This is a genomic window from Fundicoccus sp. Sow4_H7, assembly GCF_052115865.1.
Lineage (GTDB): Bacteria > Bacillota > Bacilli > Lactobacillales > Aerococcaceae > Fundicoccus_A.
This window is the reverse complement of the sequence record NZ_JBQKME010000003.1, coordinates 116491-133219: the sequence shown is the minus strand read 5'-3', so window position 1 is coordinate 133219 and position 16729 is coordinate 116491. Positions and strand designations below refer to the sequence as shown.

The 16729-nt window shown below is 34.2% G+C and carries 14 protein-coding genes; 2 read left to right on the top strand and 12 right to left on the bottom strand.

All coding sequences use genetic code 11. From position 1 onward, the window contains the following. Window positions 1-95: 95 nt before the first annotated feature. The 9 genes from pepT to tig all read right to left on the bottom strand — a co-directional run bounded on the left by pepT (window position 96) and on the right by tig (window position 10588). Complete coding sequence (gene pepT, locus ACTQ54_RS04700) at window positions 96-1331, bottom strand: peptidase T (RefSeq protein ID WP_441755002.1); 1236 nt, start codon at window positions 1329-1331, stop codon at window positions 96-98. Window positions 1332-1348: 17 nt separating this feature from the next. Further along, a complete protein-coding gene (locus ACTQ54_RS04695) occupies window positions 1349-2149 on the bottom strand; it encodes a Nif3-like dinuclear metal center hexameric protein (RefSeq protein ID WP_441755001.1) in 801 nt (266 codons plus the stop codon). Next, entirely contained in the window at window positions 2139-2855 is a 717-nt protein-coding gene (locus ACTQ54_RS04690) for a tRNA (adenine(22)-N(1))-methyltransferase (RefSeq protein WP_441755000.1), read from the bottom strand. Before ACTQ54_RS04690 ends, ACTQ54_RS04695 begins: the two co-directional genes overlap by 11 nt. Before the next feature lie 140 nt (window positions 2856-2995). After that, on the bottom strand, window positions 2996-4171 hold the full coding sequence (gene rpoD / locus ACTQ54_RS04685; RefSeq protein WP_441754999.1) for an RNA polymerase sigma factor RpoD: 1176 nt from the start codon (window positions 4169-4171) through the stop codon (window positions 2996-2998). 13 nt (window positions 4172-4184) lie between these two features. Beyond that, window positions 4185-6035, bottom strand: coding sequence for a DNA primase (gene dnaG / locus ACTQ54_RS04680; protein ID WP_441754998.1), 1851 nt, complete (start codon window positions 6033-6035; stop codon window positions 4185-4187). A gap of 22 nt (window positions 6036-6057) precedes the next feature. Next, a complete protein-coding gene (locus ACTQ54_RS04675) occupies window positions 6058-7308 on the bottom strand; it encodes an MFS transporter (protein WP_441754997.1) in 1251 nt (416 codons plus the stop codon). Window positions 7309-7334: 26 nt separating this feature from the next. Continuing rightward, window positions 7335-7934 (bottom strand): ribosome biogenesis GTP-binding protein YihA/YsxC, encoded by a 600-nt coding sequence (gene yihA / locus ACTQ54_RS04670; RefSeq protein WP_441754996.1) that lies wholly within the window; start codon window positions 7932-7934, stop codon window positions 7335-7337. 12 nt (window positions 7935-7946) lie between these two features. Continuing rightward, window positions 7947-9191, bottom strand: coding sequence for an ATP-dependent Clp protease ATP-binding subunit ClpX (gene clpX / locus ACTQ54_RS04665; RefSeq protein ID WP_441754995.1), 1245 nt, complete (start codon window positions 9189-9191; stop codon window positions 7947-7949). A 116-nt stretch (window positions 9192-9307) separates the two neighbouring features. Then, the gene (tig, locus tag ACTQ54_RS04660; protein ID WP_441754994.1) at window positions 9308-10588 is read right to left on the bottom strand and encodes a trigger factor; all 1281 of its coding nucleotides are present in this window, start codon (window positions 10586-10588) and stop codon (window positions 9308-9310) included. Between the two features lie 309 nt (window positions 10589-10897). On the opposite strand from tig, the gene recU reads away from it, so the two are divergent. Further along, window positions 10898-11494, top strand: coding sequence for a Holliday junction resolvase RecU (gene recU / locus ACTQ54_RS04655; protein WP_441754993.1), 597 nt, complete (start codon window positions 10898-10900; stop codon window positions 11492-11494). Between the two features lie 19 nt (window positions 11495-11513). Further along, window positions 11514-14051 (top strand): transglycosylase domain-containing protein, encoded by a 2538-nt coding sequence (locus ACTQ54_RS04650; RefSeq protein ID WP_441754992.1) that lies wholly within the window; start codon window positions 11514-11516, stop codon window positions 14049-14051. A gap of 58 nt (window positions 14052-14109) precedes the next feature. Here the strand turns inward: ACTQ54_RS04650 and ACTQ54_RS04645 are convergent, their stop codons facing one another. The 3 genes from ACTQ54_RS04645 to ACTQ54_RS04635 all read right to left on the bottom strand — a co-directional run bounded on the left by ACTQ54_RS04645 (window position 14110) and on the right by ACTQ54_RS04635 (window position 16681). After that, on the bottom strand, window positions 14110-14823 hold the full coding sequence (locus tag ACTQ54_RS04645; RefSeq protein ID WP_441754991.1) for a DnaD domain-containing protein: 714 nt from the start codon (window positions 14821-14823) through the stop codon (window positions 14110-14112). Window positions 14824-14897: 74 nt separating this feature from the next. Continuing rightward, entirely contained in the window at window positions 14898-16196 is a 1299-nt protein-coding gene (gene asnS, locus ACTQ54_RS04640) for an asparagine--tRNA ligase (protein ID WP_441754990.1), read from the bottom strand. An 8-nt stretch (window positions 16197-16204) separates the two neighbouring features. Further along, window positions 16205-16681 (bottom strand): hypothetical protein, encoded by a 477-nt coding sequence (locus tag ACTQ54_RS04635; protein ID WP_441754989.1) that lies wholly within the window; start codon window positions 16679-16681, stop codon window positions 16205-16207. Window positions 16682-16729: the final 48 nt, after the last annotated feature.

The window sequence follows — 16729 nt, the reverse complement described above, 5'->3', positions numbered from 1 at the left end:
CATTGTGTGACAATTAAGAAAACTGAAAAAAGACAAGTCGATTAGCTTTGCTAAAATCTCCATGGCATTTTTCAGTTACAACTAATTAAAGACCATTAATTGTTTATATTGCGTTTGATAATTTCAATAATGACTTCTGTTGCTTTTACCATTGATTCAACGGCAACAAATTCGTAGCGACCATGCATATTTTCGCCACCTGCAAAAATATTTGGTGTTGGTACACCCATAAAGCTAATTTTAGACCCATCAGTACCACCACGAATAGGTACGATGATTGGTTCGATTCCTAAAGCTTCCATGGCAGCATGTGCTAATTCAACGGATGCCATATCATTTTGAATAATATCCGCCATATTATAATATTGGTCAAATAATTCAAGTTCAATAGGTTGGCTTGGGTATTTACTATTAATATCATTGACGATTTCTTCAACAAAAGCTTTACGTTTTTCAAATGAGTCACGGTCAAAATCACGGATAATCATGCTTAGTGTTACATGATCTACCGTCCCTTCTACATCACCAATGTGGTAAAAACCTTCACGCCCTTCCGTTTCTTCAGGCACCTCGTTTGCAGGTAAGTGATTAATGAAATCATTCATAATGGTAATCGCATTAATCATTTTTCCTTTAGCTGTTCCAGGGTGAATATTTTTACCAGTAATCGTTAAGTTTGCTGCCGCTGCATTAAAGGATTCATATTCAAGTTCACCTACTGGACCACCGTCCATCGTATAAGCAAATTTTGCATCGAAATGGTCAACATCAAAATGATCCGCTCCACGTCCGATTTCCTCATCTGGACCAAAGGCGACTCTTACTTTTCCATGTTCTATTTCCGGATGATTTATTAAATACTCCATTGCAGTAACAATCTCAGCAATCCCTGATTTATCATCTGCACCTAAAAGAGTTGTCCCATCTGTTGTTATTAAGGTTTGACTAACATATGGAAGCATATTAGGAAAATCAGCTGTTTTCATTACAATGCCTTCAGCTTCATTTAAGACAATATCTTTACCATCATAGTTTTCAACGATTTGTGGTTGGACATTTTCTGAATTGAAATCAGCGGTATCAACATGTGCGATAAAACCAATGGTAGGCACATCTTTATCTGTATTTGCAGGTAAAGTTGCTGTAACAAATGCATTTTTCTCATTAAATTCTACTTCTTCCATCCCTATTTCTTTCAACTCTTCTTCTAAGAGTCTTAATAAGTCTAATTGAATCGCTGTTGAAGGAATGGTTTGTTGACGGACATCTGATCGTGTATTAATTTTTGCATAGCGAATTAAGCGTTCTTGTGTTTTTTCAAAAAAGTTCATTATATTTGCTCCTCTTTTTATATATAAGTAAATGGATTCGTGTTTTCTTGACTGGCAACGATTTCTAAGTTCCACTCATTTTTAACATTTAAATCTTCTAATAACGCAGCCATTTTCTCGATAAAAATAGCTTCTACATAATGGCCCACATCAATGGTCATCATATCCATTTCATAACAATCTTGCCCATTATGAAAAGTAATATCCCCTGTTAAATAAATATCTGCACCCTGCTTATAGCCTAATTCTGCAAATTCTGAACCAGACCCTCCAACCAAAGCGATGGTCTCATAGGATTCCTTTGCTTCTTTTTCAATCACGGTTAAATGGTTGGTTTTCAATCTTTCTTTTATTAAATTAAAAATCGCTTCTCTTTCCAAGGGCGCTTTTAGTTTGCCAATTCGACCAAGTTGTTCACCAATAGGTTCATCTTCTGAAAATCCTTTTATATCCGTTAGATCCAGTGCTTGGGCTAACCAATCATTCATCCCATTTTCAGCTTTATCCAAGTTTGTGTGTAAAGCAAAGATATTTATTTGATGTTGGATAATTCTTGCATACATATTGATTTGTGGGTTTTCTAAATTAAATTTTCGGATTGGATTAAAAATGGGAGGATGATGTACGATAATTGTGTCTACTTGATTAAATATGGCCTCCTCAACAATGTTTGGACGAACATCTAAAGCAACTAACACTTTTTTGACATTATTGGTTTTGCTTCCAAAATGAAGGCCAACATTATCAAATGATTCTGCTAATTCAGCTGGATAACGCTCATCAAGTGCATCCATAATATGTCTTAATTCAATTGCCATCGGCTAACACCTCTTCTATTAATTGAATGCTGTGCTTCAGTGCCTCTTCTTTTTCAGTATTGATTTGTTTTGACTGTCTCACAGAAGATAAAACTCGATTTAAATTTTGTAATTCATGCTGCCACTTACTATAAAATTCTTCAGTTGCTTGTTTTAAATTAAATGGACCAAACATCAATTCTTTTTCAGATAAAGGATCCACTTGGTCTACTTTTTTAACCACTATTATTTCGTATAGTCGATTTTGATCTTCTACGATTGTTTCAGCTAAAATTTGAAATTGCTGTTGATTTAAAAATGTTCGAAGATTTTGTTCAGATGTATTTGCTTGTAAAACTAGAATGGTGTTTCGTTTAACTTTATGCAAATTCTTTTCAAGGATATCTCTGATTAAATTACCGCCCATACCACAAATACTGATGGTATTAATGTGATCCTTGTCATGAATGACATCCAATCCATCGCCTAGACGTACATCAATGATTGATTCCATTTGATGAAGTTTGACTTCTCTTTGGGCAGACTGAAACGGCCCAATGACGACTTCACCAGCAATCGCATAGTCAATGATGTTGTTGAGGACGAGATGAACCGGTAAATAACCATGATCACTTCCAATATCGGCTAAGCGTATTGGAACATTAGCATACTGCTTTATATAGTTTGCAACACGGGCTAGGCGTAAAGATAACTGCTCTGCTTTCATACTTTCCTCCTTTGTAACCATGAATCTATTGTATCAAAAAAGAATGACCTAAAGAACAAATTTTGTGATTAATTCCATTTAAAAAACGAACTATCAAAAGCTGATAGTTCGTTAGAAACAGTGATAATTATTTTAAAATTTTATTCTAAGAAGTCTTTAAGTTGTTTTGAACGGCTTGGATGTCTTAACTTTCTAAGAGCCTTAGCTTCGATTTGACGGATACGTTCACGCGTTACGCCAAATACTTTACCCACTTGCTCAAGTGTACGGATATTACCGTCATCTAAACCAAAACGTAGACGTAAGACATTTTCTTCACGGTCAGTCAATGTATCCAATACATCTTCTAATTGTTCACGCAATAAAGCTGAAGAAGTATAAACTTCTGGACTCATGGCACCTTCATCTTCGATAAAGTCGCCTAAATGTGAATCGTCTTCTTCACCAATTGGCGTTTCTAGAGAAACAGGTTCTTGGGCAATTTTTAAGATTTCACGAACTTTTTCTGTTGGTAAATCCATTTCTGCTCCAATTTCTTCTGGAGTAGGTTCTCTGCCTAAATCTTGTAATAGTTGACGTTGCACGCGAACGAGTTTATTAATGGTTTCAACCATATGTACAGGAATACGAATGGTACGTGCTTGGTCGGCAATCGCACGTGTAATGGCTTGGCGAATCCACCAAGTTGCATAAGTTGAGAATTTAAAACCTTTTGTATGGTCAAATTTTTCAACAGCTTTCATTAAGCCCATGTTACCTTCTTGAATTAAATCAAGGAATTGCATACCACGTCCAACATAACGCTTTGCAATGGAAACAACTAGTCGTAAGTTGGCCTCAGCTAGCTCTTGTTTGGCTAATTCATCACCATCTAAAATACGAATCGCAAGTTCAATTTCTTCTTCACCTGTTAATAAAGAAACACGACCAATTTCTTTTAGATACATTCTTACAGGGTCACTAACTTTTATTTTGGAAGCCGCTACTTTAGATGCACTAGAGTCATCAGCTTCTACAAGTGGTTTTTCTTCTGCACGAACCATTTGTTGCTTCGTTGGTCCACCATCATCACCAACAACTGCAACTCCACTATCTTCCACTTCTTGAATTAATTTATCCATCGCATCCGCATCTAAATCATATGGACTTGCAATTACTTTGGTTAATTCATCATAATGAATTTGTCCTAATGGTTTCTTTTCAGCAATTAATTGTTTGGTTGCTGTTTCTAAACTGACGGTTAGTTCTTGTTTAGTTGTTTCATTTTTCTTTTCTTCTTCATTTTGTAAATTTAAATCATCTTTTGTTTTAGCCATAAAACGTCTCCCCCTATGATTTTGATTTAAGTTGACGTGTCAATTGCATAATTTTAATTGCGAGTGCATTAGATTCATTGATTTTTTGTTCTTTGCGAAAGATCAACATTTGCTCTTTGAGTTCATCGATTTCTAAATAGACAAATTCTTCACGAATAGCATTTAAACAATCATCCATAATACCATCAGAATAAGACAATGGATCTTTTTCCCAAATAATAGTTGTTAAAAAATGATTCATTTTTGGACTTGTAATTTGACTAACCACATCTGTTAATGGAATTGGATAGCCTAAATCATAATAAAAATGCTGCAGTTCAAAATATAATTGTTGGGATTGTTCATGGTAAAAGATTAATTCTTCATCCATTCTTTCAACATATTGCCAAGCTTCATGATTATAAATTAAGCAAGCTAATACAATTTTTTCGGCTTGAAAGGCTCTTTGTGATTGAATATCAAGCGTTGTATTTATTTGCGTTTCGACTTGAATCGGTTCAGCTAAAGGCGTACGTTTTGACTCATTTGTTTGCTTTTGTTGATTGACATATTTCGCCTTAGCTAATTGTTCTTTAACAACGGCCTCACTTAAATTAAATTCTTGGACTAAATTATTTAATCGCAACTGCTGTTCAATAGGTGATTGAATCGCAGCAATTAACTTAATTAACGCTTCAATATACCAGGCTAACTCTTGTTGATTAGACAGGTCATACTGTTTGTGTAAATAATTCATTTGGAATTCATAAGCATTGAGAGCTTGATTGATTAGTTTTTGAAATGAATCACTACCATGTTGTTTAATCCACTCATCTGGATCTAGTTTTTGTGGGATCATTAAGCTTTTAAAAGTATGATCAGCAAAACCCAGACTCATTTCAAAAGCACGAGCAGTCGCTTTTTGACCAGCATCATCTCCGTCAAACACAAAAATAATTTCTTTTGCTAACTTCGTTAATTGTTTTAAATGTGATTCAGTTAAACTCGTTCCCATTGTGGCAATACTATTATTAAAGCCAGCTTGATCTAAGGCAATAACGTCCATAAATCCTTCACAAATGAGCGCTTGATTACTTTGTCTAATAGCAAGTCTGGCGCGATCAAAATTAAACATTAACTGATTTTTTTGAAAGATGGATGTTTCTGGTGAATTCAAATATTTAGCAGATGGATTGGATGTATTCTCTGAAAAAACCCTTCCTGAAAATGCAACGACTTTCCCCTGTGTATTGCGCAAGGGAAATATTAGACGCCCACGAAAGCGATCAACTAATTGGTTGTTGCTTTCTGAAAAATAGAAAATTCCACTGTCGATTAATTCATCGTCTTTAAAATTTTCATTTTTTAAAAACTGTAACAATAGTTGACTATTATTAGGCGCATAGCCAATAGCAAAATCCTCAATCGCTTGTTGACTTAAGTTACGTTTTAATAAATATTCTAATGCCTCTTCACCATTCACAGTATTATTTAAATAATACTGATAAAATTGAGCTGTTTTTTCATGAATATTGTAAAAAACTTGATCTGTCTGTAATTGCTTATTCGACATATCATCGGATTGAAAATAAGCGTCTACCGAAATATTAGACATTTCAGCAGCCTTCTTTACGGCTTGCGGAAAGCTAATCCCTTCAATTTCTTGTAAAAAGCCAAAGACATTTCCACCACGACCACACGAAAAACATTTAAAAATTTGTTTTTGACTTTGGACTGAAAAAGAAGGATTACGGTCTTCATGAAAAGGACAGGAAGCCGTGTAACTATTCCCTCTTTTGGTTAATTGAACATATTGATTAATAACATCTACAATATCCGTTTTTTGGCGAATTTCTTGGATGACTTCGTCAGGAATAATTTGCAATAGAAATCACCTCTTTTTTATCTTATGCAGTGGATTTTGGCTTAGCAAAGTATAAGAAAGTTGCTCCAATAATAAATTGTACAATAATTGCAAATAAACCATTTAATGAATTACCCGTTGTTTGTGAAACAATCCCCAAGATGGTAGTTCCAATAACTGAACTAAACTTACCAAATATATTGTAAAAACCAAAGAATTGGTTAGTTTTATCTTTAGGAATTAATTGTCCAAAATAAGAACGGCTGAGCGCTTGAATCCCACCTTGTGCTGACCCAACTAAAATACCTAAGACGATAAAGTCAGTGAATGAATTAATGCCTAGAGCCATTACACAAATAACAACATAGGTTGCGATACCAAAGAATAACATCGCACGGTTTCCAAAACGTTTAGCTAAAACCCCATAAATAATCGAACATGGGAAAGCCACGATTTGAACAATTAATAACATAATAATTAATTGATCTTGTGAAAAACCTAAATCAGTCCCTACTGATGTTGCCATACGAATAATGGTACCAACCCCATCAATGTAAAAGAAATAACCAATTAAAAATAAATATATATGAGGATAATTTTTTAATTCACCCAGACTATTTTTTAAAGAATTCATCGTTGTCGAAAAGATATTTTCTGTGCGTTCCAAATAGTGAACTTGATTCACATTTTTCCAATAAGGAATCGTAAAAACAAACCACCAAACGGCTGTCATAACAAATCCAATATTAACGGTCGTCGTTGCACTAAAGATATTGGTTAATTGGAAGACCATAAAAATCAAAAACGGTATAACACTACCAATATAACCAAAGCCATAACCAGCGGAGCTAACAAGATCTAAACGTTCATGCGTTGTAGCATCTAGTAAAGAGCTATCATAAAAAATATTTGCAACGCCAAAACCAATGGCCGAAAGGACATATAGAACTAGAAGAAAAGACCAATTTCCTACAGGAACAAATATCATGGTTAAAACAGACACGATTCCCATCAAGGTACCAATTGTAAATAAAGGCTTCCGAACACCTCTATAATCGGCACTTGTTCCTAAAAATGGGGCTAAAACCCCAACAAGTACCGTTCCAATTGAATTGGCGTAACTAAGATAAGCAGTTGAATCAGCTGGATCAATTCCAGCAGCATCGGTCATACTTTTATAAAAGATTGGAAAAATAGCTGTCGTAATCATTAATGAATATACAGAATTTGCCCAATCTTGTAAAATCCAACTCCACTCTACCGTAGAAAATCTATCTTTTAACGTTTTGAACATTGCTATCTCCTTAAGTTAAGATATTTTTAATCAATTTGCGATGCTTCAATCGCATCTGAAATAATTTCCCAAATTATTTCGCTACCTTCTCCCGTTTCAGAAGAAAACGGAAATAACGCATCGATTGTATCTAATTCTAAATCTTTTTTGAAGACATTCAAATGACGTTGCCACTGACTTTTTTTCACTTTATCTGATTTTGTTAGAATAATTCCATAAGGAATATCCAATGCTTCTATGAAATCTTTCATCGTAATATCTAATTCTGTTGGTGGATGACGAAAATCCATCAACAGAAAGACAATATTTAAATTCTCTCGTTGACTTAAATATTTCTCAATCATTTTACTCCAAGACGCCCTTTGTGTCTTAGCAACACGAGCATAACCATAACCGGGTACGTCAACAAAACGAAACTGATGATTAATATTATAAAAGTTTAAGGTTTGCGTCTTACCAGGTTGCCCAGATGTTCGGGCAAGTCCTTTGCGATTAATCATTTTATTAATAAAGGAAGATTTACCAACATTCGAACGTCCGGCTAAGGCAACTTCAAAAACATTATCTGGAGGATATTGACTAGGGTTTACTGCACTTGTAACGAGTTCAGCATGTGTTACTTGCATCCAATCACCTCACTATGAAATTTTTAGATTATCTTGATCATAATAATTTGGTGTTTCTACACCATTAACATTTTCTTTTGTTATGACGACTTTAGATATATCGTAGCGACTAGGAACTTCATACATTACATCAAGCATCACTTCTTCAATAATTGAACGTAAACCACGTGCACCTGTCTCACGGCTTAAAGCTTTTTCAGCAATCGCTTCTAAGGCATCTTCTGTAAATTCAAGTTCAATATTGTCGATTTCAAACAATTTTTGATATTGTTTTACTAAGGCATTTTTTGGTTGAGTTAAGATGCGAATTAAATCGTCTTTAGTTAGTTTTTCTAGAGATGCCATAACTGGTAAACGTCCAATAAATTCAGGAATTAAACCAAATTTCAATAAGTCTTCTGGTGAAATTTGTTGCATAATACTTTTCGACTCATCTAATTTACCTTTAGAACCACCAAAACCAATTACCTTGCTACCTAAACGTTCTTTTACAATCGTTTCTATGCCATCAAATGCTCCACCAACAATAAATAAAATTTGCGAAGTATCTAATTTTAGAAACTCTTGATTTGGATGTTTTCTGCCACCTTTTGGAGGAATATTAGCTTCAGTTCCTTCTAAAATCTTTAATAAAGCTTGCTGTACACCTTCACCACTTACATCACGTGTAATCGAAACATTTTCAGTTTTACGTGAAATCTTATCAATCTCATCAATGTAAACAATACCATGTTGAGCAACTTCTAAATCGTAATCTGCAGCTTGAACTAACTTAAGTAAAATATTTTCGACATCTTCACCAACATAACCAGCTTCAGTTAAGGTTGTTGCATCTGCAATAGCAAATGGAACATTTAAGATACGTGCTAGAGTTTGTGCTAAAAATGTTTTACCCGATCCAGTTGGACCAATCAATAAAATATTACTTTTTTGAAGTTCTATATCAGAATCATTATCCATTTGATTAATTCTTTTATAATGATTATAAACGGAAACTGCTAATGACTTTTTAGCTTCTGTTTGACCAATGACATATTCATTTAGTAAATTCATAATTTCACTTGGTTTAAGAATTTCAACTGGACTGTGCATTCTTTCTGTTTTCATTTCTTCATCAATGATGGATTTACATAATTCCACACATTCATCACATATATATACATCAGGTCCGGCAATTATTTTGTTAACTTCATCCTGTGATTTTCCACAAAATGAGCAAAAATAGTCATTTGACCTTTGGTTAATATTTCGAGCCATTTGACTACCTCCCTCTCATCTAATATTCATACGATAAAAAGGGATGCAATTGTCTACATTTATCAGTGCGTGACATTTGCAATCCCTCAATTTCATATGTGCTAATTTTATTATAATTAAATTTCTTCTACTGAGTCAATGATTAAGCTCATTGCTTTTTTCATTTTAATATCTGAAGTTAACATATCATTTGAAACAACATTACGAACTTGTTCGATGTCCATTCCATATTGCTCAGATAATTCTTTAACTTCATTTTCAATTTCATGCTCATCCACTTGAATATCTTCAGCTTTCACAATAGCTTCTAATACTAAGTTTGTTTTAGTTCTTAAATCTGCTTCTTCACCAAATTGATCATGTAAATCAGCTTCAGTTGTACCAGTAATTTGGTAATACATGTTTTCATCAATACCTTGACGACGTAAGTTATTTAAGAAGTGATCCATTTGACGGTGAATTTCTTCGTGTACCATTTCGTATGGTAAATCAACGATTTCTGCATTTTCAACTGCTTGACGTAATGCTAAATCATCAATAATTTCTTTTGCTGCTTTATCTTTTTGGTCTTGTAATTGAACTCTGATTTTATTTTCTAATTCAGCTAATGTTTCAACTTCATCATCAGCATCTTTAGCAAATTCATCATCTAATTCTGGAACTTCTTTAGCTTTAACTTCGTGTACCGTTACTCTAAAGACTACAGCTTCACCTTTTAAGTCTTCTGCATGGTAATCTTCTGGGAAAGTAACATTAACATCTACTTCATCTCCAGCAGAAGCTCCCACTAATTGTTCTTCAAAACCAGGAATAAATGAATTTGATCCTAATTCTAATGAATGATTGTCAGCTGTTCCACCTTCGAACTGTTCTTCACCTTTAAAGCCTTTATAGTCAATAACAACTGTATCGCCTAATTCAGCAGCTTCTTCTTTAACAACTAATTCAGCAAGTCTTTGACGTTTGCTTTCAATTTCGTTTTGTACATCTTCATCTGTAACTTCACGATCTTGTTTTTCAACTTGAAGTCCTTTATATTCGCCTAATTTAACTTCTGGTTTTAAAGTTACTTTTGCTGTTAATACCCAAGGTTTGTTTCTTTCTACTGATTCAACATCAAATTGAGGTTGAGTCACAACATCAAGACCTGTTTCTTCAATTGCTTTTGTATAAGCATCTGGTAAAACCATATTCAAGGCATCATCATAAAGAGCCTCTTCACCATATACATTATTAAAAATTTGACGTGGCACTTTACCTTTTCTAAAACCTGGTACAGATAAGTTCTTTTGTACTTTTTTAAATGCTTTATCTAAAGCTTTCTTAACTTCTTCAACTGGTACTTCAAAAGTTAATATACCTTCATTGGTTGATTGTTTTTCAAAATTCGCTGTCATATTGATATGACCTCCAAACTATGATTTATATTTGCATACTTAAATATTATAGCTTAAAATGATAGAGTTGTAAACAAAAAACGCGTTGATTCAACTTTTTAGAACTGTATTTCAAAAAAATTCCTTAAATAACTCTTGCTTAATGCATTTTTGTGATATTTATTTTAAACTTAAAAAGAAAAAACATTTTTTTAATAATAAATATCTCCATCTTTATTTAATAAATTCACACTTTTATCTATAATTGTTCACTACTTTTACTATATTCATTACGAATCTTTCGATATAATGAAGTTGAGGAGAGATTTTATGGTAAAATATCCATCAGGTCATTCACCTATTCAAAAAAGTGATCGCAATAATAAAAGCTATAAAACAAATTATGCGGGTCGAGGAATGTCCTTAGAAGAAAAAATAAATCAAAGCAATCAATATTATTTAACAAAAGAAATGGCTGTTATTCATAAAAAACCTACTCCCATTCAAGTTGTGCAAGTAGACTATCCTCATAGAAGCGCCGTTAAAATAACAGAAGCTTATTATCGACAAGCTTCAACGACTGACTATAATGGGGTTTATAAAGGTAAATATATTGATTTTGAAGCTAAAGAAACAAAAAATAAAACGAGCTTTCCTTTGAATAATTTACCTGAACACCAACGCAATCATATGTCAGCTTGCAATAGACAAGGTGGTATCGCTTTTTTATTAATTTCATTTCATAGCAAAAATGAAATCTTTTTAATTCCTTATGAACGAATTGAAAGTTATTTACAAAAAACAAGCAAAAAAAGTCTTACTTATGCATTTATACAAAAAAATGGTTATCTTTGTCCTACAGGCGTCTTCCCTATGCTTGATTATTTAAAAGCATTGGATATTTATTTAGACGAATTAGAACAATGAAACTGAAAGGAAGATGCTTATGGCAACTGGAAGTCGTGTTGAACGAAAAAAATATGAAAAGAAAAATCGTAGACGTAATAAATCCAATCGTTCGTCAGGCTCTAATAAAAAGAAAATAATTAAAAGAATTTTAATTGTCCTGATATCTCTAGCTTTTCTAGTCATTATTGGTGGTGCAGGCTTGTTCGGCTACTATGCCATGGGAGCCCCTACTGTGACGATGGAAGATTTAAGAGGACAAATTTCAAGTAAGATTTTCGATAATGAAGGCAATCTGGTTTTAGAGTTAGGCGGTCAATCTCGTGATTTACTTGAAGCAGATGAAATTCCTCAAGTATTTGAAGATGCTGTTTTAGCCATTGAAGATAGTCGTTTCTATAATCATCTCGGTGTGGACCCTATCCGTATTGTTGGTTCATTTTTAGCCAACTTACGTGCAGGTGAAATTACCCAAGGTGGAAGTACGATCACTCAGCAATTAATTAAGTTATCTGTCTTCTCAACAGATTTCCAAGATCAAACTTATGAACGTAAGGCTCAAGAAGCCTGGTTGGCACTTCAACTAGAGCAAGAATTAACCAAAGAAGAAATTTTAGCTTTATACTTAAATAAAGTTTTTTATTCTAACAACACTTATGGAGCAAAAACTGCAGCGAGAAATTTCTTTGGAAAAGATATTCAAAATATTAACTTGTCCGAAGCTGCCCTACTCGCTGGACTTCCCCAAGCCCCTTCAGACTACGATCCCTATAGTGATCCTGAAGCAGCTAAGGAAAGACGTGATTTAGTTTTAGCTGTTATGTTAGATGATGGCTTAATCAGTCAACAAGAACATGACGAGGCTGTAGCTCAATCAATCGAATCTATGTTAGTTCCTTTAGATATTGATAAAGGTGAAGCGCCGGAATTTATATTAAATGGTTATATTGATGTTGTCGCCCAAGAAGTACAAGATCGAATGAATATAAATATTTATACCGATGGCGTTGAAGTTTATACGAATTTAGATATGGATGCTCAAACACACATTTATGATTTAGTGAATAATAATCCAGGTATTGGTTTTACAGATGATAAAATGCAAACAGCTGTTGCAGTGGTAGATGTCGATACCGGCGGACTGATTGCTGTTATTGGTGGGCGTAAATTAGAAGTAGCGCTTGGTTTAAACCGGGCTAATAGTTTAAACCGCAGTATTGGGTCAACAATGAAACCTTTATCTGCTTATGGACCGGCAATTGAATATTTAAATTATTCTACAGCTACAATGGTTGTTGATGAAGATATTGATTATACGGATGGTTCTCCAATTAATAACTTTGATATGGATTATAAAGGAAAAATGTCGATTCGCGAAGCCCTAGCAGGTTCTAGAAATATTCCTGCACTTAAAATGCTTCAAGCGGTCGGCCTTGATAATGCTTATGCTTTTTTACAAAAGTTGAATATAAACATTTTAAACAATAATCAGCGCGTCTTAGTTGAATCCAATGCCATTGGTGGAGATGTGACTCCGATTCAATTAGCTGCTGCCTATGCCGCCATTTCAAATTATGGTAAATATAATGAACCTAATACAGTTATTCGTGTGGTAACATCAAGTGGCACAGTTGAAGATTTTGATGTTCAAAGTCGTCAAGCAATGAAAGAATCAACCGCCTATATGTTAGTAGATATTTTAAAAGGTGTCCCTGGTGAGTTTGCTTCTGCTGCTCAAATTGATGGTTTAAATCATGCAGGAAAAACTGGAACAACGAATTATTCAGATGATCAACTCAATCAGTTAGGCTTAAGTCCGTCTGAATATGCTGCTCCAGATGGATGGTTTGCAGGTATGACCCCACAATATGCCATGGTTTCTTGGGTAGGCTATGATAATATGACGGAACCAGGTAACTATTTGACCTTAGAGGAAACTAGGATTCCACAAAGTATTTATCGTGAAACAATGACCTACTTAATGCAAAATGTTCCAAATACAGATTGGGTTATGCCAGACAACTTACGTCGTGTTGAAATTGAAAAATATACGGATCCAGTTAGTTTACCCGGACCTTATACACCGACCGAAATGCGTTCAGAGGAGTTATTTATTGTCGGGACAGAACCAACTACTCAATCGCTTGCTTACGGACGTTATTTAGATAGTCCTGCAAGTTTTGATGCAAATTATATTGATGATTCACAAAGCATTTATGCTTATTGGGCTGGAAACCTAGATGGTAGTTCACAATATGAATTATCATTAAATGGTACCGTGCTTTATACGGGTACAGGAACAGAATTTGTGATTCCAGCTGCCAATGATGGTGAATACGTCCTACGCCTTAGAAAAGTTGAAGGTAATAGTTCTTCTGATACTTTAGTCATAACCTTAACCTTGACAACAGAAACGCCTATTGTAGAACCAGAGGAAAGTAGTGAAGAAAGTATTCCCGAAAGCAGTAATGAAAGCCAACCGATAGATGAAAGCCAACCGATAGATGAAAGTCAGCCAGGAGAAAATCCTCCACCAACTGACAACCAACCTCCGGTCGAATCAGAATCAACACCATAGTTATAGAAAAAGCGAGCATATTCCATTAATTTGGAAATGCTCGCTTTTTGATTTGTACTTATTCTCGATTTCTCGAGTCATAGCGTAAAATAGGAATTTCAATATCATCGTATTGACTGGTATCAATCGTTTGATTTTTCATTTGTTGTTTTTGGTTAAATTGCTCAATTTGCTTTTCAGCTTCGATAGCCGTACGAATACTGCGTTTTTGCCAATTCAACAAAATAGCATCAATATATTTGAAACTTAAAGCTTGGTTCAAAACAGCTTGTTTTAATGCTAATTTAATAAGTTCATCCGGATATTTATCCACCCGCATCCAATTACTTAGAACTTCCAATTCAATGGGTGATAGTACGCGTCCAAATTCTTTTTCAAAATAAGCTACTAATGAGGTATCCTCTTCTTCTTCATGTTCAACTTTTGTTTTAACTTCTGGTTGGAAGAAGACCGCATCAAGCTTTTCAAATAAAGGTCGTAAAGTATAATGGTCTGACTGCTTACCATTATGATCGGGTACAAGTTCAATGGCTAAATAGTCCTTATCCATTAAATTATTTAGATGTTCAAATATCTTTTGTTGGCTCCAACCTAAAGAAATTGACATGTGATCAATTTGATTAGAATTTTGAGCATAGGAAATTTGAGTCATTAAATACAAAATAAGAACAAACTCATCACCACTAACATTTAATTTGTGAAATTGATTCAGTAAAATATTGGGAACCATTGAGTGACCGGACTTCATCCAATCATAAATTGTACTTTTCATCTTAAACTCCTTTGTTGCTTCATCAGAAAAGGAACAACTGAAATCAATTGTTCCTCAAAATCAAAATTCTAATATTATGGATAAATACGGTTTAGTAAACGTGGGAATGGAGATGATTCACGGATATGTTCGGTACCACTTATCCAAGTTACAGCTCTTTCTAAACCAATACCAAATCCAGAGTGAGGGACACTTCCATATTTACGTAAATCTAAATACCATTCATACGGCTCTAAATCTAAACCAAAATCGATAATGTTTTGTTTTAATGTTTCGTAATCATCTTCACGCTCAGAACCACCAATAATTTCTCCATAACCTTCTGGAGCAATCATGTCAGCACATAAGACTGTTCTTGGATCCGCTGGATTAACCTTCATGTAGAATGGCTTAATCGTTTTAGGATAATTAACAATAAATATCGGTTGTTCATATTGAGATGCGATAAAGGTTTCATGTGGAGAACCAAAATCATCGCCCCACTCTACATCATCAAAACCATTTTTTTGTAGTAGTTCAATTGCGTCAGTATATTCAATACGTGGATAAGGTAATTGGGTATATTTTCCCAATAAGTCTACATCACGATTAAGTGTTTTTAGGGCCATTTGACAGTTATCAATGACTGATTGAACTAAATGAGCTACATATTTTTCTTGAACTTCTAGCGATTGTTCATGATTATAATTAGCCATTTCAGGTTCCATCATCCAGAATTCAATTAAATGACGTCTGGTTTTAGATTTTTCAGCTCTAAATGTTGGACCAAATGTAAACACCTTACCAAATGCCATGGCTGCAGCTTCAGCATATAATTGACCACTTTGTGATAAATAAGCTTCTTCATCAAAATATTCCGTATGGAATAATTCAGTCGTATTTTCAGGTGCACTAGAAGTTAAAATAGGTGAATCAATCTTCATAAAACCTTCTTGGCGCATAAATTGATAAGTCGCATAAATAATTTCATCACGAATTGTCATAATGGCATGTTGTTTACTTGAACGTAACCATAAATGACGGTGATCCATTAAAAAGTCGGTTCCGTGTTCTTTTGGTGTAATCGGATAATCATGACTTTCACCGATCACTTCGATGTCTTTAACTAAAAGTTCATAACCTAAACTGCTGCGATCATCAACTTGAACAACTCCCGTTAGACGAATACTTGTTTCTTGTGATAGATTTTTAGCTGTTTCAAAAACTTCTTCTGTAACATCATTTTTTACGACAATACCTTGAAAATAAGTATGTCCATCACGTAACTGTAAGAAAGCTATTTTCCCACTACTTCTTTTATTGGTAACCCATGCAAAAATCTCTACTTCTTGATCAACATAATTGGCTGCTTGTTGCATTGTAATTGTATCCATAAATCCTCCTAAATATTCTCAATTGTTTGTATCCATGTGCCATCACTGGCATTTAGATAGTAATAAGTTAATGTTCCGTTTGTATTACGTAATGTAACTTCCCAAACAGGATTCATCTCCATTTTACCTAATCGAGCCTGAATAATTTCTGCTTCACCAAGGTCTGATAGTGTCAGTTCTTTAGCCTGTGGCTCAGAGATGATTTCATCATAAGTATAATAATCAGTATCGCCACCCTCTTGACTGATAATGGCATAACGATGAACGCCATCCGTATCAATAAATTCAGTACTGAAATACGTTTCATCAAAGGTAACCCAGTAAAATTCATTTACCTGATCAACTGGATAATCAGCCTCAATAATTGCTATAGCTTCATCTTCAGCTTGGTAAATACTAGCTTGACTTTCCATAAAAAGCCAAAATAGGCCAACGAGTATGACTAATAGGATGACGCTAATGGTCGTCACTGTTTTTCGACTCAAGCAATTAGCCTCCTTTTTTAAATCTATTATCTATAATACAGCAATTTT